Genomic DNA, 20,816 nt, shown 5'->3' on the forward strand with positions numbered 1-20,816 from the left:
AAAAGTAAAAGTAAAAGTAAAAGTTGTGATGTAGAGAGCCTTGGCTTTGTGTCAGGGCTCTTGTCATTGTTTATATTTCTTCATATTTCTTGAATAATACCGATATGGTCAGGCTCAGAAATGAACTACAATTTTAACGAATCTCAGGAAGCTTATTTGCCCTGAATCAGGGGTGTCAGAATTCTAACGATTCCTAGGAAGCTTATTCCATCTAAAAAGCTCAAAATTGCCCTTTTTTCTACGAAAAATAGCTAAATAGCGTTTCTGTGAATCGTTAGAATTTGGGGGAGCCCAAATTCGCCTGAATAAGGCTTCTACAGATCGTTAGCGCACCAGACGCTGCGAGGTTATTGTGGATACTCCTGATGAACTTGGTATTGCGCTTGGCAAATCCTCTGTGAGTGATGACAAGAAAAAGGTGCCTCATCCGTAGCATGGAAAAGAGATTCCATGTGCTAGATGTGTTTTGTTGAAAATTAAACTGGATTTATTGCTCTTTTATCTATAAAATGGAATTATAAAACGAAACTTAGTTTCATCAAATGAAACTAAGTGGGAGGTTGATGAATAAACATGAACTTTCATTTCAACGGCATTGACCATGTTCAGCTGGCAGCCCCTGTCGGCTGTGAGGCAGAGGCTCGGCATTTTTTCCATCAGATATTGGGCTGGACTGAGATTGCAAAGCCTGAACTGCTGCAGAAACGCGGCGGTGTGTGGTTTCAGTGTGGCGATCATCAGGTTCATATTGGTGTGCAGCAGGATTTTGCACCTGCTACCAAGGCTCATCCGGCATTTCATGTACAGAACCTGGAACAGTTGCGTGAGCACCTTCGTCTGCACAACCTTCAAGTTGTTGACGACGAGGCAAGAACGGATGAGGGAGTCCGGCGCTTTTATGTGAATGATCCTTTTGGCAATCGACTGGAATTTCTGGAGTGGATTGCAGTAAAACCAGCATAAACGGCATAGAGCTAACTTTAATGCCAACGCTAACGCTAAGCTAATGCTATGCCAACGCAGCGCTGACATTATCATTACAGCAGCTCAAAAAACAGGACGATCCTATTTACGGGAATCGTCCTGTTTTATTTTTTTTTTATCTGATATGGGCAGGCAATTTGCTTGTGACAAACTTAATGATGGTGATGCGCATGCGCATCGGGTGCATCACCTTTTACGGTGCAGAGGACCGAGGTGTCATGAAGATGTTTTTCAGACTCAACCTGAAGTGTCACATGTTTGATCTCTTTGTGTTCAAGCAGGTGCTCGATTTTCTGCACCAGAATTTCGGACGCATATACATCCATCGTGCCATCCACCACGATATGGGCGGTCAATGCGTTCAGGTTGCTGGTGATCGACCAGACGTGCACATCGTGTACTCCTTTGACGCCTTCTACTTGCTGGATTGTCTGCACCAGATCGTTGACATTCACGTTGGCAGGTGTGCCTTCCATGAGAATGTGCAAAGAAGACTTGGTGACATAATACCCACTACGCAATACGAGCACCGCCACAATGACACTCGCCAGCGGGTCAGCCCAGCCCCAGCCGAAGAACATCATCAGGAGAGCAGCGGCGATCGCGCCGATGGAACCCAGCATGTCACTGATGACATGCAAGTATGCCCCCCGCATGTTCAGGTTGCCCTCCGTATCACTGCCGCGCATCATAATCCAGGCAACCAGAATGTTCACAAGCAATCCGATTGTACTGATAATCAGCATGCCCATCGTTGCAACCTCAGGCGGGTTGATGAAGCGCCCAATGGCCTCGTAGAAAATGTAAAGCGCAATAGCAATTAACGTAACGCCGTTTAACGTTGCTGCCAGAATCTCAAAGCGTCTATAACCGTAGGTTTTGCCTGCATTGACGGCTTTTTCCCCGAATGTGAACGCGAGTAAAGCAATTCCGAGTGCGATGGAGTCCGAGAGCATATGGCCTGCATCGGAGATGAGTGCCAGGCTGTTGGTGATGAATCCTCCGAAGGCCTCTACGATCATGTAAAAGGTAATGATAATGAAGGAAAAGAGCAGTACCTTTTTGTTATTGGTGCCATGTGCGTGATTGTGTCCATGGTCGTGCCCATGATTGTGACTATGTTGGTGTCCTGACATTGAAAATCCTCTCCTTGGGAGCCTTGCTCCGTTATGTAAGTAGCCTGTTGCAGTTGAGTGAGACATGTTTGTTACGTGTTGCAAGTTTTAAATGCGTGGGGTTCTGTTGCAGGTTGTTGTAACAATCACTTTATATGATATATCTTGTTGTCCTGAATAGAGTTATGTTACATGTTTCAATGCTACTGCTGTTTGTCCCCGATAAACAACTGTTTTTATTTAATATGAACATATGAACAATTACTCATATGTTATGTGTTTATTATAATTCCGTCCTACAGTAGTGTCAACCCAATTTGAGGAAATGTAAACATGGATCGGTACAGACAAATGATACTGGCAGCTGCACTGGCAAATTGCTTTCTGTTTGTGCTACCATCGGGGCAGGATGATTATAGAAGGGCGGACAACGAGATGAAACATCTGCTGTTGGCAGACGATGATGCCAATATTCGTGCACTGCTACGCCATGTGATGACGAAGGAGGGATACCGGGTTCATGAAGCACAGGATGGTATCGAGGCGGTCAAAATCATACAGGAGACACCCATTGATCTGGCGATTCTGGATGTCATGATGCCAGGCATGGACGGACTCGAACTGTGTGATTACATTCGTCAGCATTACGACATTCCTATTATATTGCTGACCGCAAGGGATCAGCTGGCGGACAAGAAAGAAGGGTACCTGCGGGGTACGGATGAATACGTGACCAAACCGTTTGAGCCGGAGGAAATGGTGTATCGGGTCAAAGCTTTGTTTCGCAGATATCATCGTACCTCCAGTGATATGATTCGCATGAACCGGATTGTGATTGACCGCAACAATGTGGAGGTGAGCGACGGGGAGTCGATTTTATTTTTACCGATGAAGGAGTTTGAATTATTGTCCCAGCTTGCCCAGTTTCCAGGGCGTCTGTTCTCGCGGGATGAGCTCATCCGACTTGTCTGGGGAGCGGATTATGAAGGGGACGACCGAACTGTGGATGTACATATCAAGCGGCTGCGTGACCGGTTTACAGATTATGCGGACGATTTTGTGATTCAGACGGTGCGGGGCATCGGATACAAGATCGAGGTGAAAGCGCATTGAGAACGTTGTACGTTCGGATATTTCTCATTACGGTGGCGGTGATTATCGTCAGTAGTATGCTTGGGTTCTTTTTCTCCAACATTTACTACCACGCGAAGCTTAAAGACTTTAACGATGAGAAGCTGGTCGGGATTGCCATGGATATGAAAGAATTTGCCGAAGAGCAGTCCAAGCCTGATACGGTGGAGCGATATCTTCACAACGCAGCGGCATTAGGTTACGAAATCTATGTCACCGACGGTCAAGGTTCCGATCAGTTCTACGGACGTGAATTCCGCGAAAAGGATCTCGATCCACAGGCCGTTCGTCAGGTACTGGGCGGTAAGGTGTATCATGGCGTGGCCGAGTTTCCGAGCCAACCATTTATTACGGGATTTTTCGATAATCAATTAAGCAATACGGTGGGGGTTCCGCTGCAAGTGGGTGATGCTCGTTATGCCATGTTCATGCGTCCCGATGTTATTTTGCAATTTGGAGAACTGCGGATTTTCTTTGCACTCATTGGGGCATTAACGGTGGGTATCAGTGTCCTGATCTTTCTGTTCAGCACGCGTTATCTGGTGAATCCGATTGAACGTCTGTCCGAAGCGACAAAACGCATTGCGCAAGGCAATTATAACCTGAAATTAAATACAGCAAGACGTGATGAGATCGGGCAGCTGGCCCAGCATTTTATGACAATGAGTCGTGAATTGGAGCGGGTGGATCAGGCGCGTCAGCAGTTTGTATCCAACGTATCTCATGAGATTCAATCACCCTTAACCTCTATTCAGGGATTTGCGCAGTTGGTGGCGGATCGGGAATTACCGGAACAGGAACGCGAGCACTATGCGTCTATTATCGAAGAAGAGAGCCGGCATCTGTCCCTGCTAAGTAAACAGCTGCTGCTGTTATCTTCGCTTGAACAGGGACATGAAGACCTGACTCGAACGACTTTTTCGCTGAGAGCTCAATTCCGTCAGGCTGTTCAAGTGCTGCAGTGGCAGCTGGAGGACAAGGAGCTGCTCCTGCGCATGTCTGTACCTGAGTCTATAACGCTTACGGGCAATGAAGTGCTGCTGATGCAGGTGTGGATGAACCTGCTTGGTAACGCCGTGCAGCATCTACCTAGAGGTCGGAGCATTGAGATTCGAGCCGAGCAGACGGAGACGGCGTGTGTTGTTCATATTCAGGATACGGGGGACGGGATTGCAGCGGAGCATTTGCCGTTCCTGTTTGACCGTTTCTACCGGGTGGATCATGCGCGTGAACGTTCTTCCGGCGGGACTGGTCTGGGCCTTGCGATTGTGCAGAAAATTATTCGTCTTCATCACGGCACAGTTGAAGTGTCCAGTTCAGCCGAAGGCACGGTATTTACGTTAACTCTTCCGCAGATGTAATGAGTTATTCATTTTCCGTTCATTTTCACCTCCTATACTTGGGTTATCAAGAGGGAGGTCAGAGCATATGTACTTGGCTATACGGGAAATGAGGTTTGCAAAGGGACGTTACGCCTTGATTGCGACAATCATGGTGCTGGTGTCGTTTCTGGTGCTATTTGTAACCGGACTTGCGCAGGGGCTGTCGTATGATAACGCGGCTTCGATTAAAAATATGGCAGCAACCCATTTTGTCCTTGAACAGGATTCGAATCATCGATTCACTCGTTCACAGGTAGGTCAGCAGGAACTGGATGAGGCTCGTGCTGTTGTGGGACAGGGCAATGCCGAGCCGCTTGGGGTCAGAATGACGACGGTCAGCCCGGCAGACGACACCAAAAAGATCGATGTCACACTTTTCATGGTGAATCCGGGCAGCTGGCTTGCGCCGAACGTCACTGAAGGCAAAGCGATCAATGATCAGTCCGCAGGTCAGGTTGTGGTTGATCAGAAGCTGGCGAAATCCGGTGTTACTATAGGCACGGTTCTGGTAGATCAAGCCTCGGGAGCGGAGTGGACAGTCAGTGGTTTTGTGCAAAATGAATCATTCAGTCACGCCCCGGTGGTATTTCTGAATGAGCAAGAATGGCTAACATTGCAAGCAGGGTCACGTACGATGCAGGCAGCATCTGCAATAGGTGGAGCAGACACTGGAACAGGAACAAGCACAAGCGTGGAAGCTGATAACGCGACTGGTACTGGCAATGAAAAAAATGCAACGAACGCAGAAGCTATGGTCGGTACAGGGACTTCTTCTGGTACAGAGCGTGCGCCAGTCTACAATGCGATTGCGGTCAAAGGTACCAATGATCAGGTGAGCGGTCTAAGTGCTGCATTGCCAAAGACAGAGATCATCACCAAATCGGACGCGGTATCCGCCATTCCCGGTTACAAGGAAGAGCAGGGCTCATTACTAATGATGATTGCTTTCCTGTATGTCATCTCGGCATTTGTGCTTGCGGTATTTTTCTATGTCATTACGATTCAGAAAACCAGTCAATTTGGCATTTTAAAAGCGATTGGTACACGAAACGGTTATTTGACAGGCAGCGTGTCGCTACAGGTGTTGCTGTTGTCCGTGGGCAGTCTGGTGATTAGCGTTCTGCTTGTTCGACTGTTTGAATCTGTTCTTCCAGCATCCATGCCATTTCAATTAGGAATATCCACGCTTGCATTAACCTGTGCGTTATTCATCCTGATGTCGATGGCGGGTTCGTTGTTCTCGGTGTGGAAGGTGACCAAAATTGATGCACTTGATGCGATTGGGAGGACGGCAGCATGAGAAACAGACTGGAATTACAAGGCGTTACACAGACATTCGATGACGGCGGAAGCCGGCGTATGATTCTGGATCAGCTCGATTTGCAGGTTGCAGAAGGGGAACTTGTCGCCGTGATGGGACCTTCGGGTTCAGGCAAAAGCACGTTTTTGTCCATTGCAGGCGCATTGCTGGAACCAACGGAAGGGGAGGTGCTGCTGGACGGCACTTCGATTATGGGCAAAAGTAAAACGGACATCTCGGATGTGCGGCTGCGCCAGCTTGGATTTATTTTTCAAAGTGCGAATCTCATTCCTTACCTGAAGGTGGAGGAGCAATTATTAGTAGTAGCGAAGCTTGCAGGGATGGATAAAAGCAAAGCCGAGCGCCGTGCAGATGAACTGCTGAAGACGGTGGGATTGTCCCATCGGCGGAAAGCTTACACCGACAAGCTGTCCGGCGGGGAACGCCAGCGCGTTGCCATTGCGCGGGCGCTGATGAATGATCCTGCCGTGCTGCTTGCGGATGAACCGACGGCCAGCCTGGATGCGGAGCGCGGGCTGGATATTGTAGGCACGATTGCACGGCTCGTCAAGGAGCAGGGCAAGAGTGCGGTAATGGTTACGCATGATGAGCGGATTTTGCCGCTTTGCAGCCGGGTTCTTTTTTTGGAAAAGGGAAAGCTGGTTCAGCACTAGAGACGTTTGAAGTATGATTCGAGGAGATACATGGCTCATTATTGATATTGAACGTGTGAACGGAAGGTCCATATTCCCGGCAGGGATTGGCCTTCTTTTTGTGTTTTAGATTATAATTGGAAGCGTATGGAGTATGCACTTGAACCGGATCACTACATAATATCAGACATCGGGAATTAAACTCGGAGAGGATTGGATACAGATGAGTGGCATAGATGCAGAACAATTTCCAGCCCTGAGCACGTCGATCCACTGGGGTATTGTGGAGGCTGAGTTTCGGCTAGGCGAGCAAGTGGACGAGACACTGGTGAGCAATGTAAGCATTATTCCGTTTGTCGGGGAACAGTGTGTTGTGTTTCAACTGGATAACGGATTGTGGGAACTGCCCGGAGGCACGCTGGAAGCAAGCGAGCAATATATGCATGGATTGAAACGTGAATTAATGGAAGAGTTAGGAGCAGAGCTGCGCAGCTATAAGGTTTTTGGGCAGTTCCACTGCACCTCTAGTGCGCTTGAGCCGTATCGTCCTCACATTCCGCATCCACATTTCGTTAGAGTCATTGGTTACGGTGATGTGGAATTGGTCGGTGATCCGCTCAATCCCGAGGATGGGGAGCAGGTGGTGTCGGTTGAGGTAGTTAATATCGTTGAAGCGGTACGGCGTTTCCGGGAGCAGAACCGGCATGATATTGCTGAAATGTATCAGCTGGCTTATGAGCTGCGTGAAGCAGATCGACGCTGATTCAAATTCAGATGCAACATTTACATAAGGAGGGCTCCACATGGTTCGTGATGAGATTAATCGGATACTGGATGTGCTGCCGGAAAATGAGCTGAATGTGGCTCGTTCATATATTGAAATGGTGCACCGCAAATATATGTATCGGAAAAAGCTCGGGGACAAGGGAGTTCAAGTGACTGAGTCTTGCGAGGAATCCGAGGAAATTACTCAGCGCTGGGATGAGGTGTTTGCACATCATCTGGATGATATTTTAAAAGAAGTCATCCACTACAGCCAGTACAAATGGCATAGCATAGAGAGGAGGGAGCTTCGTGCAGGAACTTTTTAAAGAGTTGATCAAAAATGAAGTAAAACCTTTGTTTGCCCGTCAGAGTTATACCAAAAAAGCTCTGAATTTTCGGAGAGTCGAAGGCGATCTTATTTACGAATTCAACTTTCAGAAGTCCCAAGCCAATACAGCCAATCACGTTCGCTTTTATATTAACTGCATGATTCATTCCAAGGAGCTGGCGGAGCTGCAGTCTAAGATATCGGGCGGTAAAACGATGGGGGAGCAGGCTCATTGGAGCTGCAGGATTGAAGAGATTGTCCCATCTGCTCCAGACCGCTACTCGTTGACACCTGACACTGACCTGGTCACCTTTTCAAAAGAATTGTTGGCCCATCTGGAAGAAGCTATGGAATATATGCGGAACATAACCAGCGCCAGGGATATTGTGGAATATTATATGAAAAGAACAGCACTGCATTTAAGTGAAGAAACCTTTCATTACCTGCTGCAAAATGATGATACGACGACTGCTCAGAAATATCTACAGCAGCTGCAGGCCGAATACGGATCCGAAAATCGCTGGGCGATCTTTGAGAAGAAGTATGCAGCCATCTTTGCTAATTACGAATTGTAGTACATCCTTCAGGATGAATAGTAAACTGGTACTACTTTATATAACGTTTGCTCGGTCTAAGGAGGAAAGCCCGTATGACAAATGCTAAAGGAACACGTCGAACCTGTGATAAGGGACATACGTTTTATAAAAAAAGTGACTGCGCCGCCTGCCCCACGTGTGAATCCGAACGGAAACCAAAAGAGGGATTTATGAGCTTGCTGTCTGCTCCGGTAAGACGTGCACTTGAATCAGAAGGGATTACGACATTACCAAAACTTGCCGAGTACACGGAAAAAGAGATTCTGAAGCTGCACGGGATCGGGCCGTCTTCCATGCCCATACTGCGTAAATCACTGGAGGAAGAGGGATTGTCTTTTAAGGCATGATCTTAAGCTTTTTTTGATCGTTTCCCTCATTCCTCAGCTCATTGGAGGCTACTCTATAACAGATAACAGCTCTTCCATCGTTACCTGATACAGCAAGTTCCCCTCACTAAGCAGCAGGCGATCCTGCCGAAAATCCTGACGTGCCTGCTGGAATGGGCGGTTTTCTTCGTTCAGCAATGTAACCTCCGTTCCCTCGGTGAGGCTACCAGGCTTATGCATTTTTTTGAAAATAAATGTTAGATGCTTCCCGTACCCGGCTTCAAACAGGAAGTGATATCCATCCTTACAGAAACCCGAGGAACCTGATATATTCGGATTTAGGAAGTTCGTTCGAGTAGACTCCGGTTCAACCCCTCCTGAAATACAGCCAAGGGTAAAGTCAGTATAATAGAAAACCAGACTTCCTGTTCGTTGATCACATTGAGCGCATAACAATCGGCAATGTCAGCGGCTGTATTTTTATAGAGCGTATTCCCGTATGCATCCCAAGCCAGCAATCCACTCTCCCCAACAGGCTGTTCCCAGCCATTGTTCCCAAATATCCCTTCATCGAAGTAACTCGTCCAGATCGTTCCACGCTCCGTCACCTGCACGCTCTCAATCCCATCGCCAAGCAAAAATTCACGAATCGTTGTGCCCTCCATATCACAGACCTTGGCATTCAGATCAAATTGATTGTTTCCGTAATAGGTGCAGCGCGCACCAACGAGCAGCAGATGTTCTTGCAATGGCTGTACGTAATGGTAGTGATACTGTTGTTCCCCGATGACGACATCCTGGACATATTGATCCGATACGATCAGCACTTTGTACGTGTAAGGCTTGTTTAATTTGGTTTGCACAAACATACCTTGTTTTCGCTCAGGGACTTGATTGATAAGCAGTATATATGCAAGGCCGTCGTGTCCCAACTGCACGGAGACAATATCAAAACCTTCGGTATAACCGGATATATCGGCAAAAGGCAGTAACGTTAATTTTGGATCAGGCATGGCTATATCCTCCTTCAATATTAAAAGCAATCGTAAAGCAGCATCTTCGACTGCTGTGGTTACGTTGAATTATGACATGACCAGACTGAACGGAACATGGTGTAAGTATAACGAACCCGATCATGAGGAGGAGGAAAAAATGAGTATGCCTGATTTGTTCAATGTAGTACAATAAGGAATCTGTGTAAATTTTTATAAAGGGATTAAATGGCTTTCAAGTAAGAATAGAAAGAAACGTATAGAGTATTTATACATATGGAATCGGATAGCGGCGGTTAAAAAAACAACATGAGAGAAGGACGTGTTAGAAGTGCAACATGAACCTCGACAAGAAACATTTCAAGAATCAATGAGAGAATATCGTCCACTGGGTGTGTCTGGACTTGGAGGCTGGCTGATCCTAATCCAGATTGGGTTGTGGTTCACATTAGTGATGCTCCTTGCACAGATTAGCCAGTCTGTTTTACCCATTCTAAACACAGAGACATGGGAGATTCTCACTTCGAAAGATTCAGGTTATTATCACCCACTTTGGGGTCCAATGATTATTTTTGAGGCCATTTACAACATATTGTTTCTATTATTCACGGTGTATGTCATCGTTGCTTTTTATCGTAAAAACGCAATTCTTCCACGTCTGATGATTATTTTTTACAGTCTTAGCCTTGCAGTAGTCATCGTGGATTCACTGCTGCTCTCTCAGATTCCGATGGCGAAAGAACTGGCAGACGGAAGCTCTATTCGGGACATTGCAAGATCCGCCATTGCTTGTGCGATCTGGATTCCGTATTTTATCAAGTCTGAACGTGTGCAGAATACATTTGTTCGTTAAATGATGTCGCAGGAAATGGCCGAGCTTGGATCATAAAGATCTGAAATCGGTTATTTCTATTAGCTATTCAGGGGTTATAACCTATTAGAGATGAGACAGCGAAGGGTGACGGTACACATTGAAGATTTTTCTGGTGCGACATGGTGCAGATGAAGAAGGCTATCGCGGCGGCTGGAGTCAGCGCGGCCTCACCGAAGCGGGCGTTAATCAGTCTATAATACTGGGTAAATATTTGTATGAGCATGCAGAGCAATATGCTATTCAAACGGTTATCAGCAGTGATCTCCCTCGTGCAGTTCAGACGAGTAAGGAGATCGAAGCAGCATTGAATATTCTAGGCATGCACACAACCGATTGGCGTGAGATGAACAATGGTGAACTGGCAGGCATGCTGCATGCGGAAGCTGAAGAGAGATACCCGGGCATTTATTTTAATACGTTAGAGATGCATACTGCCTTTCCGGGCGGCGAAAGTCCGAATCATTTTTATACGAGAATAAGAAACGCATTTGAGAATCTATGTATTGAACTTGAAGCGAAAATGATGAAATCTAATGTTCTCCTGGTCACACACGGAGGGGTGATTAATATCCTCTATTATGTTCTATTGAACAGGGAGTGGAGTAATACGTCCAGTTTTTATCCCATCGACAACACGAGCATACATACTCTTGAGAGGCAGCAGAACGGCTGGAGTGTATTAGAAATGAACAGAATTTCTCATCTGAGATCGTAAAGCGGCAACAGTGGGGATAATCGCTATCGCTAGTTTTTATCCGTTTGAGAGTACAGGGGTAGAATGGTAGCATGTAGTAAAAGGTATGCAGAAATAAACCGAGGGAATAGGGAGGTAGTGAAATGATGAGCGACCAAGTTGAAGAGCTGTTTCATCAATTAAAGTCATTATCGGGGCCGTTCCCGGCCTGGGATTTAAAGCAGTTGCCTAACCGGCCAGGAGAGTTATTTTTGGACTGGTTGAGACTGGCTGTGGAGAGCAACGTAAAGGAGCCCCATGCGATGACCCTTTCAACAGTGGACCAACATGGTTATCCAGATGCGAGAGTGTTAATTTTAAAAAACATTATTCAGGATACGTTTTATTTTGCTTCCAGTTCAACCAGTCGGAAAGGCCAGCAGTTGAACGATAACCCAAGGGTGGCACTTACTTTATACTGGCCTTCATTAGGAAGACAAATCCGGATCAGGGGGACGGCCCAGGATCAGGGAAACGAAGCGGGAGCTGCGGACTTCCGAAAACGCAAACCTGGAGCCAGAGCGGTCGCCATGACACAGCGTCAGAGTGAGATATTAGCTAGTGAGCACGATTTGAATCGTTCCATTGAACTTCAGGAGAAATTTCTCCAGAATAATCCCGATTTTGCAGAGCCTCATTGGCGTTTATATGCCGTGCACGCACAGGAAGTGGAGTTCTGGCAAGGGGATACAGATCGCAAACATATCCGTGTTCAATATACGTATCAAGACGAACAGTGGCACAAGAACAGATTATGGCCTTGAATTATAGACATAACTCCTCAACGTACATAATGTCATATCCTCTTCTACGGGTGCTTCGCTATAATTTTCAGGTTATCAGCAAGTTGAAACTGAAATGCAGCAAGCAAGGAATGAGGAGGCATGGTTATGACAAGCAGAAACAAATATAAAGCACTGGAACTGGAGAGTCCCGGCGTCTATGAGCTGGAAGGGCTGGAGGTGGGGGTGACATCCAATTGTAATTATAAATGCGATTACTGCTGCGCCTACAATCGGGATGATGGCGAGTGTATCGGCAGCACGGAGGTGATCCGAATCATCCGTGAGCTTCCACACCTTAAGCGGGTACGCTTGTCAGGCGGCGAGGTGACGCTGAAATACAAGGACTGTCTTGAGATTGTTAGCTACTGTTCTTCACATGGCATGGATACACAGCTGAACACCAATGCAAGTCTGCTGACAGAGGAACGAATCATTGCCCTGCGGGACGCGGGCCTGTCTAATATCCATATCTCATTTAACTATACGGATGCGGAGTCATACGCTGCCTACTACCGTGTGCATCCACGCATGTATGAGCGATTGGAGCAGAACATTCGTCTGTGCACAGAACTGGGTCTGGAGACCGTGCTGGAGACACTGCTGTTTGAAGGCAATCAGGAAAATATGCAGGCCATCAGCGATAAGGTTTATGAGCTGGGTGTGCGCATCCATGAGATACAGAACAGCATCAAGATGCCGCATACCGATTGGAGCCAGATTGTCTCCAAAGCGTCGCTTGTGCAGTCGGTCAAGGCATTAATTGAAAATAAAAAGCCGGATACAACGCTCTATTTTACATGTATGGATCGGTTTGCCGATCAATTGAAGCTGCGCGAGCAGCCGGGGGTATATTTCTCGAACTGTGTGGATGGTACGAAACAGCTGCATCTGCATGGCAATGGAGATATTCTGATCTGTGAGCTGTGCCATCCGGTGGTGATTGGTAACATCTATAAAGGAACGTCGCTCCAGGATATCTATAAGCAACAACCCGCTGCGTTGACAGACTTTCTGGAAAAGCGGCCTTGTCCGGCATATGATGCTTTGTTTACGTAAGAGAATATTACGAACACGGAGGTCTTCTGAATTCCTTGATGGAATCAGAGGGCCTTTTTATATGCGTTGCAATTCCAATTATTTCATCTGTTCTCTTGTGGAATCTCTTTCAGATTCATTTAAGATATCGAGCCTAATATGGTTGTAACAACTTAAATGATGAGGTGAACTTCACATGAAGAAAAAGCTTGATACACTAACCCGGAAAGACCAACATATAACTCCTGTTCCGCGAAAAAAACGCAGGTGGCTTACGATAACCCTCGTAGTGGTACTGACGATTGGAGGAATCCTGTACAGCCTGGCTGACCGATATCTGATCCGACATGTACAGGTCGTTGTTGCGGATGGGAGCTCTACAGCCTCAAGTACAAGTACAACAGCTTTCGGTACAACCACCTCAACAACGACATCAACGGATGTACATGCAACATCGGATGACTGGAATTATACCAGTGATGATCTGAAGGTCCAGATTCAGAAGGTGCATACGGGCTCAGGCTCGGATCAGATTACGTATTATGTGGCTGATGTACAGGCGAAGGATGCGAGCAGTTTGAGAAGTGCACTCGCGGATAACAGCTTTGGAACGAATATTACGGAGGACACATCGGAGATTGCTGCAGCGAACAATGCAATTTTCGCTGTGAATGGAGATTACTACGGATTCCGTGATGATGGTGTTATTATCCGTAACGGGGTGTTGTATCGCGACAGCCCGACAAGGGATGCTCTGGCATTATTTGATGACGGTACGATCAAAACGTACAACGAAAATGATATCTCTTCCTCTGAACTGCTGGCAGAAGGTGTCACCAACACGTTATCTTTTGGACCGATCTTGGTACAAGACGGGGAAATCACCAGTGACTTCAGCCGTGTGAAAATAGACAATAACTTTGGTAACCGCTCGATTCAGGATGCCAACCCTCGAACAGCCATTGGCATGATTGCTCCGAACCATTATGTGTTTGTGGTGGTAGATGGGAGACAGGATGACAGCCGCGGCATGACGCTGGCGGAGCTTGCCCAGACCATGAAAGACCTGGGTGCAACTGAGGCGTATAACCTTGACGGTGGAGGCTCTTCTACGATGTATTTCAGGGGCAGAGTGGTTAACAATCCACTGGGACGTAATCAGGAGCGGGGCGTAAGTGACATTCTGTATTTAACGGAGGGAAAATAACATGACGATCCTCATTCCATCCTATGAACCTGATGTTCGTTTATTAAATCTGGTTTTGCAGCTGCAGACGTTTAAGTTAGGTCCAATTGTCATCGTGGATGATGGTAGTGGACCAGAGTATCGGGGGATTTTCGAGACTGCCGAGGCGTATGGATGCACGGTACTGACTCACGAAGTGAATCAAGGCAAAGGACGGGCGCTCAAAACAGGCTTTCAGCATATTAAAGAGCATGGGCCGCAAGGCGGGGTGGTATGTGCAGATAGTGACGGGCAGCATCTGCCTCATGATATCCGCAGCATTTTCGAGACGCTGCTTACTCAAACCAGTCCCGGAATTGTGCTGGGAAGCCGCCGATTTACAGGTAAGGTTCCCGCACGCAGTCGTTTCGGGAATGCTGTTACACGTTCCGTATTTTCGCTGACCACAGGCAGCAAGGTTTACGATACACAGACGGGATTACGAGGGTTCCCCTATGCAATGCTGGACTGGCTGTGCCAGATTCCAGGAGAACGGTTTGAGTATGAGATGAACATGCTGCTTACCGCGCATAAGGAAGGGTATGAGATTACCGAGGAATTTATTGATACGGTCTATCTGGATCATAATGAGTCATCCCATTTCCGTCCTCTTGCCGACTCGTTCCGGATCTATCTGCCTATTCTGATGTTCAGCACCTCTTCGTTGTTATCGGCTCTGATTGACTTTGGTTTATTATTCATCATGCAGTATTTTACGCATAATCTGTTCCTGTCCGTGGTTGCGGCAAGACTGTGCAGCTCTATGTTCAACTATACGGTGAATCGTAAATATGTTTTCTCCGCAGGTCGAAACTCGAAGGTACGGAAGTCGCTGCCCAAATATTTCTCGCTCGTACTGCTGGTGCTGCTGCTTAACTACGGCCTGTTGTATTTTTACAATGAAAAACTGATCATCCCGCTGCTCGCAGCCAAGATTTTGACTGAAATTTCGATCTTTGTGTTCAGCTACTGGGCACAGCGCAGATTTGTTTATTAACGATTTATGAATCATTAATCCCATATAATGAGAGCAGGATGGAGTGAGCCAGATGGCTCACTCTTTTTCGATTGAAGCAGTTTCCTATTAAGCGGTTTATACGGTACGATGGAGAGAGAGGAACGCGCGTAAAATCGAATAATAAAAAAATGGATCGTTGAAGGAGAGAGCAAATGAAGACAGCATTGTTAATTGTTGATATGCAAGAAAGTATTGTTAGAACCAAGATGGATCAGAAGGCCATAGATCATGCAAGTGAATATATTAATCATGTGGCAAATGTCCTGCGTTCAAATAATCATGTCGTTGTACATGTGCAGGACGTGGAGGGCATGGAGGGAGCCGAACCTGAGTTGTATCGTGTTATTCCCGAGATTGATGTGCAAGACGAGGACCTTATCCTCACCAAAGAGAGTTCCAATGCATTCTGGCACACGAATCTGGAGCAGATGCTCAAAAGCCAGGGCGTAGAACTGCTCATTATTGCAGGGTTTGCGGCAGAAGAATGTGTGCTGTTCACATACCAGGGTGCAATGGAACGTGACTTCAGACCGGTGATGCTCCAGAATGGCATTCTCAGTACACATCCAGATGCAGTGACTGGCACATACAGAGACCGTCATGTGATCTCGTACTCGGTAGTGGATTATCTAATTGGTTAAAGTGCGACATGAACAGGCAGCTTGAATCAAGCTGCTGCATGTAGTTTCTCAAAGGGGCTGGGGATATGGATGTATTCAACGTTGCTTTCTTACTTGTACTCTCTTTGGCAGGTCTGATCTGGGCCATTAAAGGCATGAAGAAAAGCTGCGGCTGATGGTGTTTTTCGGTGTGATTTTAATGCTGGCACCTGTACTCATCCTTGTGGGGTGGATAAGTGGGCTGCCGCTTGTAAGCTCTGCTGCATTTGCAGCTTCCCTGTTTGTTCGGAAAGAGAGCAAAAAAGTATAAGCATATTGGTACGTTGCTAGAAATGATCTGGATAGTAGATGAGCAGGCTCTGTTTCTTCTCTGATCAGGAGGAAAAGCAGAGCTTTTTTGCTTGTTCATTTTCCAATAAATAGCTTATGATGGGGGGAGTAACCAGATGGTTCTCTATGCAAAACTTCTATGCCAAAAATCTCTATGAAAGCATCGATGAAAGAAGGACAGAACATTGACCAGACGTATAATCGTAACCGGCGGGGCTATTATTTGTGATCATGAAGGTAGAATTTTGCTTCAACGGAGATCAGACTACGGAGATTGGGGACTGCCCGGTGGCGGTATGGAAGCCGGAGAGCAGATCGAAGAGACGATGATCAGGGAAGTGAGAGAGGAAACGGGCCTGGAAGTGAATGCTTACGAATTGGCCGCGATATATACGGGAGAAAGAATGAAATATACATACCCTGATGGGAATGAAGTGGTTTTTGTCATGTTTTTGTTTCATGTTACCGCTGATCTGACAGGACGGATGGCTGCGGATCATAGAACGCTATTATTTGAAGACGAACAACGAGAGTCGCTGCAGCTTGTTTTTCACAGTCTGGAGGAGATTGATCTGACAGTCATAAATCAGGTTCAGCAGCCTGTATTTAACGATTTGATTCAAGGTGAAACGACGTTGCTTCGCAGTTGAAACAATAACTTTTATTTGAATAAAAGGAGGGCTTCTGATGCCTTGGCCCATGGTGCATTTTGCAATTGCATCCGAAATCGTATCGCATCCATCTCCATCGCTATTGCTGGGGAGTCTGGCTCCAGACTCCATCCATGTGAGAACGAATGTACGCAGTGAAAAGGCGAAAACTCACCTGATGGCTGAAGAACATGTATTTGCGAGCGATGTGGACTTTCAGCATGTTATCGAATCGAACAGAATCCGGATACTGCAAGAGCCTTCATATTTACAATACATATGTGGTTATATCGCCCATATCTATACCGACCGTGAGTGGACTTATCAGATTTATCCTGCATTTGAAGCTCACCCGAACGGAAAAGATGTTTACACCCATGACGTGAAGAAGCTGGAATTCCGAATCTTGCGGAAATATGCTGGAGCTTCGGGATGGCTGAATCAGCTGAGTTTAGCCAAAGCCTATGATTTTGGTGGTCTGAAGGAGCAGGAGATATATCAATACAGGGGCGTAAAGCTTGATTTTTTCACGAATGATAAGCACGAGCCCGATGATGACATGCATTTGTTAACAATGGATGCTGTATCGGCGTTTATCCAGAGAACCGCTTCGGATTTGAAGTCCAGATTTCAGGAATGGCATGTATACGAAAAGCTGTAATCGTCATGAGACCATAATGCAGGAAGAGAGGATACAGGAATGGAGAATGGCATTAGGCTGGTGCATTATGAAGAGCAGTATGATGAGGCTTTGACCCGTTTTGCGTTGAAAAAGGAACAGATTCACTTTACGGCAATGCCTGTAGAGGTTATAGAAGAGGCGGCTGCTAACCCGGACAAAGACCCGGTTGTCATTTTAGTTCAGGAAGTACCTGCTGGATTTTTTGTTTTACATAAAGGTTCCGAATACGTGGAGCCAGCGGAGCGGGATCGCAAAATTCTTGTTCGTGCGTTGTCCATATCAGTGGAACACCAGGGAAAAGGATATGCACTGGAAGCGATGAAACAGCTGCCTGCTTGGGTCCGTGAGTATCACCCTGAAGTCGAAGAGATTATTCTCGCTGTGAATGAAGAAAACAAGGCCGCGCGGCAGCTGTATTTGAAATCCGGTTTTCTCGATTTTGGGTTAACCAAGCTAGGAAACCGGGGGATACAGCATATTTTGCACTACAGTATGAAATAGGGAGGTACAGGATGGCAGCAATACATAAGGGAAGATATTCCGCTCAGATTGAGGGAGAGTTCGTTGTTTTTATCATCGGGATGAGAATTAATTGGCTGTGGGCTATTCATAAGTGGCTGCCAGTGTTCAATGCAATGGGGCCCATGATCAAAGAGTTATATCAGAACCCGGATACCGGATTTTTGGGTACGGAATTTATGCTGAACTGGCGCGGAGTAACCTTGCTGCAATACTGGCGTTCATATGATGAATTGGAAAAGTACGCGCGCGGCGGATTACATCTGGAGGCATGGAAACGATTCAATACATCCATTGGCTCTGATGGTTCTGTGGGAATATACCATGAGACGTATAAAGCTCAATCCGGTTCGTATGAAACCATCTATGCCAACATGCCGAAGTTTGGACTGGCTAAAGTGTCGAGTCACGTACCCTCAACAGGAGGCATGGCAACATCACGGCGCAGAATGGGCGGAGAGAACGAGCCAGCAGTTGAGACACCACAGAATCCATGAAGCTAGCCCAATAGCAATAAATAAACTGTGTCTAGAAGGGAGCATGTGATGAAGGCTGAGATTAATCAGAAAGATTTGGCTTCGCATGAATTAAGCTGGTTGTGTGTTAAGCCGATGCTAATCTCTGTACGCGGACAGGATATGGTGGCGAAAAGGGAGGTATATTTGCAGCTGAACGAGGGGCAGCAGGCCCTGTATCTGTTTTATGCCTACCATAATCATACGAAGAGTCTGGCAGAGTTTTATTGGTTTTCGGCATATCACATCATTGAACTGCGCAGCTGGAGCGGGATCAGGAAAGGTATGCAGTTTTTTCATTTGCATGAGATGGTGGATGTACTGAATGATATTGAAGTGCTGATTACAGATGCCAAAAAATCTGGAGAAACGTGGAAGGATGTATCGCCAACAGATCTGGATCACGACTTGCAGCTACGGCAGCAAACAGAGATCATATATGCCTCATATCAACAGGCTTCACAGAAGGCCATCATTGCTATGAATGATTGGGTTAGGCAGCATCAGGAGATGCTGCTGGAGATCAAAGAAAATTTGAAATAATGAAGGTGAAGAGGCGTGAATGAAGTTGAGCTGTTGAAGGTATATGGATTGGAGCCAGATCAGAAGCATTGTGAAAGCATTCGTCAGCTTCTGCGTCAGGAGATAGAGGAACCGGAAGGTGAGGATAACGAGGTTCTGAAGCTGCTGTGCATCATGCTGTTTGCAGTGGGAAACGTGGAGGATACGGAGTTGATCTGGCTGGCCAAACGAAAAAATCAGGACACGGGCAGTTATATTGATGTTCAGCTGCTTTGTGGGGCTGGTTTGGCAGAGACTCTCGTTTATCTTGAAAATAAGCAAGGTGATCATGCACACGAGGAATGGCTGTATCTCAAACAATGTGAGCCATATGACTTTGTGGATTTTTCCAAAGACCAATGGCTGGCAGGATACAAAACATTTTATAACGTTTGATACCATGGGAGGGGGCGTATGATGAAGTCGGAAACGGCCGGACAGATCCAGAGACAGCTATGTGCAAAATATAATGCGGACTACGTTCCAAGTGAACCTCACCTGAAGGTTGGAATTTCCTGGAACGTCAAGGAGGGGCGTGAGCCGATTCACGGAATGCGCATCCAGCCCGAAGGCGATACGACCGGGTGGTACATCTGGGCTGAGGAATATTCGGATGCAGATGACTTCTTTGTACCGCTGCATGTTGCACATATGGACGAATGGGACTCGAAAATTAGTCGATATCTCGGACTTGCTCCGGGGTGGAGGTTTCTAATCGCTGAGGATTATGAGGATGTATGGTTTGATGAAGGGCTATTGAATAGATAAATCATCGTATTACCACGCTTGCATATTGCATGGATTGTTCCATGCATCGCGGCGTTTTTTTATGGAAGTGCATGCTCACCTGAACGTTGATTTATTTCATATGTGTGCAAATTCCACATTATGGGTTATGATGTACGCGAGCAAATATTCGGGCGATGAACTGGCAATTGTCAAACTAATGAATGCGCGCATGCGTTATCTATATGAACAAGATGAAGAGGGATATATGAGTCTGTTCACTGCAGAAGCACCCGTCACAGGCAAGCCTGGCTATAAGGTTCGTCACATGATTTCAATGGATAAAATTACGATTACAGAACAGAAGAACATCTATCAGGCAACGGTGAAGGTTAGCGAATTACGACAGGGAGACGAGATGGAGTACAATCAAATGATGGTGTTTTGGAGAAAGAAAGCGGACGGTGATGCTGCGCAATGGATGATTGCGGACATTGATTAAGCTTTGATACGAAAGAAGGTAGAAAGCCCAGATGCAAAAGACATTATTCGAACTGGTAAATGAAGTGCAGGATGAAGTGACGTTTATTGCATTTCTGAGTGCACTCCATAAAGATCGGCAGGCTCATGCGGATGAATGGCAGCAGGATTCAATTGATTCATATTTGGAGGCCGCCGCGGATTGGGGTCAGGAGTCTGTTGACGGATTAATACATTACGAGAAACCGGATAACCCGTGGAAGCGATGTGCACAGATCATGTACATGGGCAAAATTTATGAATAGTTGGTAGAAGGATAACAGCTGAGAAGAATACATAACGGAGGTTTGAGTTAATTATGAATTTTTTAGAATTAGGTCTCATTGTTGTAACCGTGGCGCTGTTTATTGTGAGTGCGATAAGTAGACGGAAATCAGTGATGAGATGGGGAATAGCAAGTCTCCTTCTACTATTGATTCTGTTTCTTCCAT

Annotated in this window: 28 protein-coding genes; 25 read left to right on the forward strand and 3 right to left on the reverse strand. The window is 46.4% G+C overall.

Annotation, left to right across the window (positions count from 1 at the left end; genetic code table 11):
• Nucleotides 1-573 precede the first annotated feature (573 nt).
• Nucleotides 574-963 (forward strand): VOC family protein, encoded by a 390-nt coding sequence (locus HNR77_RS11000; protein ID WP_184183696.1) that lies wholly within the window; start codon nucleotides 574-576, stop codon nucleotides 961-963.
• Nucleotides 964-1,136: 173 nt separating this feature from the next.
• On the opposite strand, the gene HNR77_RS11005 is transcribed toward HNR77_RS11000, so the two are convergent.
• A complete protein-coding gene (locus tag HNR77_RS11005) occupies nucleotides 1,137-2,120 on the reverse strand; it encodes a cation diffusion facilitator family transporter (RefSeq protein ID WP_184183699.1) in 984 nt (327 codons plus the stop codon).
• Between the two features lie 414 nt (nucleotides 2,121-2,534).
• Between HNR77_RS11005 and HNR77_RS11010 the strand changes: the two genes are divergently transcribed.
• The 8 genes from HNR77_RS11010 (at nucleotide 2,535) to HNR77_RS11045 (ending at nucleotide 8,601) form a co-directional block, all read left to right on the forward strand.
• On the forward strand, nucleotides 2,535-3,212 hold the full coding sequence (locus tag HNR77_RS11010) for a response regulator transcription factor (protein WP_184184209.1): 678 nt from the start codon (nucleotides 2,535-2,537) through the stop codon (nucleotides 3,210-3,212).
• Nucleotides 3,209-4,591, forward strand: coding sequence for a sensor histidine kinase (locus tag HNR77_RS11015; protein ID WP_184183702.1), 1,383 nt, complete (start codon nucleotides 3,209-3,211; stop codon nucleotides 4,589-4,591). Before HNR77_RS11010 ends, HNR77_RS11015 begins: the two co-directional genes overlap by 4 nt.
• 67 nt (nucleotides 4,592-4,658) lie before the next feature.
• Nucleotides 4,659-5,912, forward strand: a complete 1,254-nt coding sequence (locus HNR77_RS11020) for an ABC transporter permease (protein ID WP_184183705.1) — start codon at nucleotides 4,659-4,661, stop codon at nucleotides 5,910-5,912.
• Nucleotides 5,909-6,586, forward strand: coding sequence for an ABC transporter ATP-binding protein (locus HNR77_RS11025; RefSeq protein WP_184183708.1), 678 nt, complete (start codon nucleotides 5,909-5,911; stop codon nucleotides 6,584-6,586). Before HNR77_RS11020 ends, HNR77_RS11025 begins: the two co-directional genes overlap by 4 nt.
• A 202-nt stretch (nucleotides 6,587-6,788) precedes the next feature.
• Nucleotides 6,789-7,328, forward strand: coding sequence for an NUDIX hydrolase (locus HNR77_RS11030; RefSeq protein ID WP_184183711.1), 540 nt, complete (start codon nucleotides 6,789-6,791; stop codon nucleotides 7,326-7,328).
• A 40-nt stretch (nucleotides 7,329-7,368) separates the two neighbouring features.
• Nucleotides 7,369-7,656 carry a hypothetical protein gene (locus HNR77_RS11035; protein WP_184183714.1) on the forward strand — a complete coding sequence of 96 codons (288 nt, stop codon included), beginning with the start codon at nucleotides 7,369-7,371 and terminating at the stop codon, nucleotides 7,654-7,656.
• Nucleotides 7,640-8,233 carry a DUF4304 domain-containing protein gene (locus HNR77_RS11040; protein WP_184183717.1) on the forward strand — a complete coding sequence of 198 codons (594 nt, stop codon included), beginning with the start codon at nucleotides 7,640-7,642 and terminating at the stop codon, nucleotides 8,231-8,233. The genes HNR77_RS11035 and HNR77_RS11040 overlap by 17 nt, the downstream gene beginning before the upstream one ends.
• A gap of 74 nt (nucleotides 8,234-8,307) precedes the next feature.
• Nucleotides 8,308-8,601, forward strand: a complete 294-nt coding sequence (locus HNR77_RS11045) for an RNA polymerase alpha subunit C-terminal domain-containing protein (RefSeq protein WP_184183720.1) — start codon at nucleotides 8,308-8,310, stop codon at nucleotides 8,599-8,601.
• Nucleotides 8,602-8,649: 48 nt separating this feature from the next.
• On the opposite strand, the gene HNR77_RS30285 is transcribed toward HNR77_RS11045, so the two are convergent.
• Nucleotides 8,650-8,820, reverse strand: coding sequence for a hypothetical protein (locus tag HNR77_RS30285; RefSeq protein WP_260410502.1), 171 nt, complete (start codon nucleotides 8,818-8,820; stop codon nucleotides 8,650-8,652).
• 98 nt (nucleotides 8,821-8,918) lie between these two features.
• Nucleotides 8,919-9,593: a hypothetical protein gene (locus HNR77_RS11050; RefSeq protein WP_260410503.1), complete on the reverse strand. Its 675-nt coding sequence runs from the start codon at nucleotides 9,591-9,593 to the stop codon at nucleotides 8,919-8,921.
• A gap of 349 nt (nucleotides 9,594-9,942) precedes the next feature.
• On the opposite strand from HNR77_RS11050, the gene HNR77_RS11055 reads away from it, so the two are divergent.
• The 16 genes from HNR77_RS11055 (at nucleotide 9,943) to HNR77_RS11130 (ending at nucleotide 20,630) form a co-directional block, all read left to right on the forward strand.
• Nucleotides 9,943-10,425 (forward strand): DUF2569 domain-containing protein, encoded by a 483-nt coding sequence (locus tag HNR77_RS11055; RefSeq protein ID WP_184183723.1) that lies wholly within the window; start codon nucleotides 9,943-9,945, stop codon nucleotides 10,423-10,425.
• 118 nt (nucleotides 10,426-10,543) lie between these two features.
• Nucleotides 10,544-11,161, forward strand: a complete 618-nt coding sequence (locus HNR77_RS11060) for a histidine phosphatase family protein (RefSeq protein WP_184183726.1) — start codon at nucleotides 10,544-10,546, stop codon at nucleotides 11,159-11,161.
• Between the two features lie 125 nt (nucleotides 11,162-11,286).
• Nucleotides 11,287-11,943 carry a pyridoxine/pyridoxamine 5'-phosphate oxidase gene (locus HNR77_RS11065; RefSeq protein ID WP_184183729.1) on the forward strand — a complete coding sequence of 219 codons (657 nt, stop codon included), beginning with the start codon at nucleotides 11,287-11,289 and terminating at the stop codon, nucleotides 11,941-11,943.
• Nucleotides 11,944-12,069: 126 nt separating this feature from the next.
• Nucleotides 12,070-13,020, forward strand: a complete 951-nt coding sequence (locus tag HNR77_RS11070) for a radical SAM protein (RefSeq protein ID WP_184183732.1) — start codon at nucleotides 12,070-12,072, stop codon at nucleotides 13,018-13,020.
• 175 nt (nucleotides 13,021-13,195) lie between these two features.
• Nucleotides 13,196-14,206, forward strand: coding sequence for a phosphodiester glycosidase family protein (locus tag HNR77_RS11075; protein ID WP_184183735.1), 1,011 nt, complete (start codon nucleotides 13,196-13,198; stop codon nucleotides 14,204-14,206).
• A 1-nt stretch (nucleotide 14,207) separates the two neighbouring features.
• The gene (locus tag HNR77_RS11080) at nucleotides 14,208-15,221 is read left to right on the forward strand and encodes a bifunctional glycosyltransferase family 2/GtrA family protein (RefSeq protein WP_184183738.1); all 1,014 of its coding nucleotides are present in this window, start codon (nucleotides 14,208-14,210) and stop codon (nucleotides 15,219-15,221) included.
• 173 nt (nucleotides 15,222-15,394) lie between these two features.
• Nucleotides 15,395-15,883 (forward strand): cysteine hydrolase family protein, encoded by a 489-nt coding sequence (locus HNR77_RS11085; RefSeq protein ID WP_184183741.1) that lies wholly within the window; start codon nucleotides 15,395-15,397, stop codon nucleotides 15,881-15,883.
• Between the two features lie 494 nt (nucleotides 15,884-16,377).
• Nucleotides 16,378-16,842, forward strand: a complete 465-nt coding sequence (locus HNR77_RS11090; protein WP_184183744.1) for an NUDIX domain-containing protein — start codon at nucleotides 16,378-16,380, stop codon at nucleotides 16,840-16,842.
• 37 nt (nucleotides 16,843-16,879) lie between these two features.
• Nucleotides 16,880-17,503: a hypothetical protein gene (locus HNR77_RS11095; RefSeq protein WP_184183747.1), complete on the forward strand. Its 624-nt coding sequence runs from the start codon at nucleotides 16,880-16,882 to the stop codon at nucleotides 17,501-17,503.
• A gap of 39 nt (nucleotides 17,504-17,542) precedes the next feature.
• Entirely contained in the window at nucleotides 17,543-18,025 is a 483-nt protein-coding gene (locus HNR77_RS11100) for a GNAT family N-acetyltransferase (RefSeq protein ID WP_184183750.1), read from the forward strand.
• Between the two features lie 11 nt (nucleotides 18,026-18,036).
• A complete protein-coding gene (locus HNR77_RS11105; protein WP_184183753.1) occupies nucleotides 18,037-18,540 on the forward strand; it encodes a DUF4188 domain-containing protein in 504 nt (167 codons plus the stop codon).
• A gap of 48 nt (nucleotides 18,541-18,588) precedes the next feature.
• Nucleotides 18,589-19,101: a hypothetical protein gene (locus HNR77_RS11110; protein WP_184183756.1), complete on the forward strand. Its 513-nt coding sequence runs from the start codon at nucleotides 18,589-18,591 to the stop codon at nucleotides 19,099-19,101.
• A 15-nt stretch (nucleotides 19,102-19,116) separates the two neighbouring features.
• Nucleotides 19,117-19,515 carry a hypothetical protein gene (locus HNR77_RS11115; protein WP_184183759.1) on the forward strand — a complete coding sequence of 133 codons (399 nt, stop codon included), beginning with the start codon at nucleotides 19,117-19,119 and terminating at the stop codon, nucleotides 19,513-19,515.
• A 21-nt stretch (nucleotides 19,516-19,536) separates the two neighbouring features.
• Complete coding sequence (locus HNR77_RS11120) at nucleotides 19,537-19,887, forward strand: immunity protein Imm33 domain-containing protein (RefSeq protein WP_184183762.1); 351 nt, start codon at nucleotides 19,537-19,539, stop codon at nucleotides 19,885-19,887.
• A gap of 61 nt (nucleotides 19,888-19,948) precedes the next feature.
• Nucleotides 19,949-20,347, forward strand: coding sequence for a hypothetical protein (locus HNR77_RS11125; RefSeq protein WP_184183765.1), 399 nt, complete (start codon nucleotides 19,949-19,951; stop codon nucleotides 20,345-20,347).
• A gap of 31 nt (nucleotides 20,348-20,378) precedes the next feature.
• On the forward strand, nucleotides 20,379-20,630 hold the full coding sequence (locus tag HNR77_RS11130; RefSeq protein ID WP_184183768.1) for a DUF7660 family protein: 252 nt from the start codon (nucleotides 20,379-20,381) through the stop codon (nucleotides 20,628-20,630).
• Nucleotides 20,631-20,816 lie beyond the last annotated feature (186 nt).

The sequence above is a fragment of the Paenibacillus sp. JGP012 genome (assembly GCF_014203995.1).
GTDB lineage: Bacteria > Bacillota > Bacilli > Paenibacillales > Paenibacillaceae > Paenibacillus > Paenibacillus silvae.

Coding starts and splice junctions, on each gene's coding strand:
- HNR77_RS11000 (WP_184183696.1), top strand. CDS start 574: ATGAACTTTCATTTCAACGGCATTGACCATGTTCAGCTGGCAGCCCCT.
- HNR77_RS11005 (WP_184183699.1), bottom strand. CDS start 2,120: ATGTCAGGACACCAACATAGTCACAATCATGGGCACGACCATGGACAC.
- HNR77_RS11010 (WP_184184209.1), top strand. CDS start 2,535: ATGAAACATCTGCTGTTGGCAGACGATGATGCCAATATTCGTGCACTG.
- HNR77_RS11020 (WP_184183705.1), top strand. CDS start 4,659: ATGTACTTGGCTATACGGGAAATGAGGTTTGCAAAGGGACGTTACGCC.
- HNR77_RS11025 (WP_184183708.1), top strand. CDS start 5,909: ATGAGAAACAGACTGGAATTACAAGGCGTTACACAGACATTCGATGAC.
- HNR77_RS11030 (WP_184183711.1), top strand. CDS start 6,789: ATGAGTGGCATAGATGCAGAACAATTTCCAGCCCTGAGCACGTCGATC.
- HNR77_RS11035 (WP_184183714.1), top strand. CDS start 7,369: ATGGTTCGTGATGAGATTAATCGGATACTGGATGTGCTGCCGGAAAAT.
- HNR77_RS11045 (WP_184183720.1), top strand. CDS start 8,308: ATGACAAATGCTAAAGGAACACGTCGAACCTGTGATAAGGGACATACG.
- HNR77_RS30285 (WP_260410502.1), bottom strand. CDS start 8,820: ATGCATAAGCCTGGTAGCCTCACCGAGGGAACGGAGGTTACATTGCTG.
- HNR77_RS11050 (WP_260410503.1), bottom strand. CDS start 9,593: ATGCCTGATCCAAAATTAACGTTACTGCCTTTTGCCGATATATCCGGT.
- HNR77_RS11055 (WP_184183723.1), top strand. CDS start 9,943: ATGAGAGAATATCGTCCACTGGGTGTGTCTGGACTTGGAGGCTGGCTG.
- HNR77_RS11065 (WP_184183729.1), top strand. CDS start 11,287: ATGAGCGACCAAGTTGAAGAGCTGTTTCATCAATTAAAGTCATTATCG.
- HNR77_RS11070 (WP_184183732.1), top strand. CDS start 12,070: ATGACAAGCAGAAACAAATATAAAGCACTGGAACTGGAGAGTCCCGGC.
- HNR77_RS11075 (WP_184183735.1), top strand. CDS start 13,196: ATGAAGAAAAAGCTTGATACACTAACCCGGAAAGACCAACATATAACT.
- HNR77_RS11080 (WP_184183738.1), top strand. CDS start 14,208: ATGACGATCCTCATTCCATCCTATGAACCTGATGTTCGTTTATTAAAT.
- HNR77_RS11085 (WP_184183741.1), top strand. CDS start 15,395: ATGAAGACAGCATTGTTAATTGTTGATATGCAAGAAAGTATTGTTAGA.
- HNR77_RS11095 (WP_184183747.1), top strand. CDS start 16,880: ATGCCTTGGCCCATGGTGCATTTTGCAATTGCATCCGAAATCGTATCG.
- HNR77_RS11100 (WP_184183750.1), top strand. CDS start 17,543: ATGGAGAATGGCATTAGGCTGGTGCATTATGAAGAGCAGTATGATGAG.
- HNR77_RS11105 (WP_184183753.1), top strand. CDS start 18,037: ATGGCAGCAATACATAAGGGAAGATATTCCGCTCAGATTGAGGGAGAG.
- HNR77_RS11110 (WP_184183756.1), top strand. CDS start 18,589: ATGAAGGCTGAGATTAATCAGAAAGATTTGGCTTCGCATGAATTAAGC.
- HNR77_RS11120 (WP_184183762.1), top strand. CDS start 19,537: ATGAAGTCGGAAACGGCCGGACAGATCCAGAGACAGCTATGTGCAAAA.
- HNR77_RS11125 (WP_184183765.1), top strand. CDS start 19,949: ATGGAAGTGCATGCTCACCTGAACGTTGATTTATTTCATATGTGTGCA.
- HNR77_RS11130 (WP_184183768.1), top strand. CDS start 20,379: ATGCAAAAGACATTATTCGAACTGGTAAATGAAGTGCAGGATGAAGTG.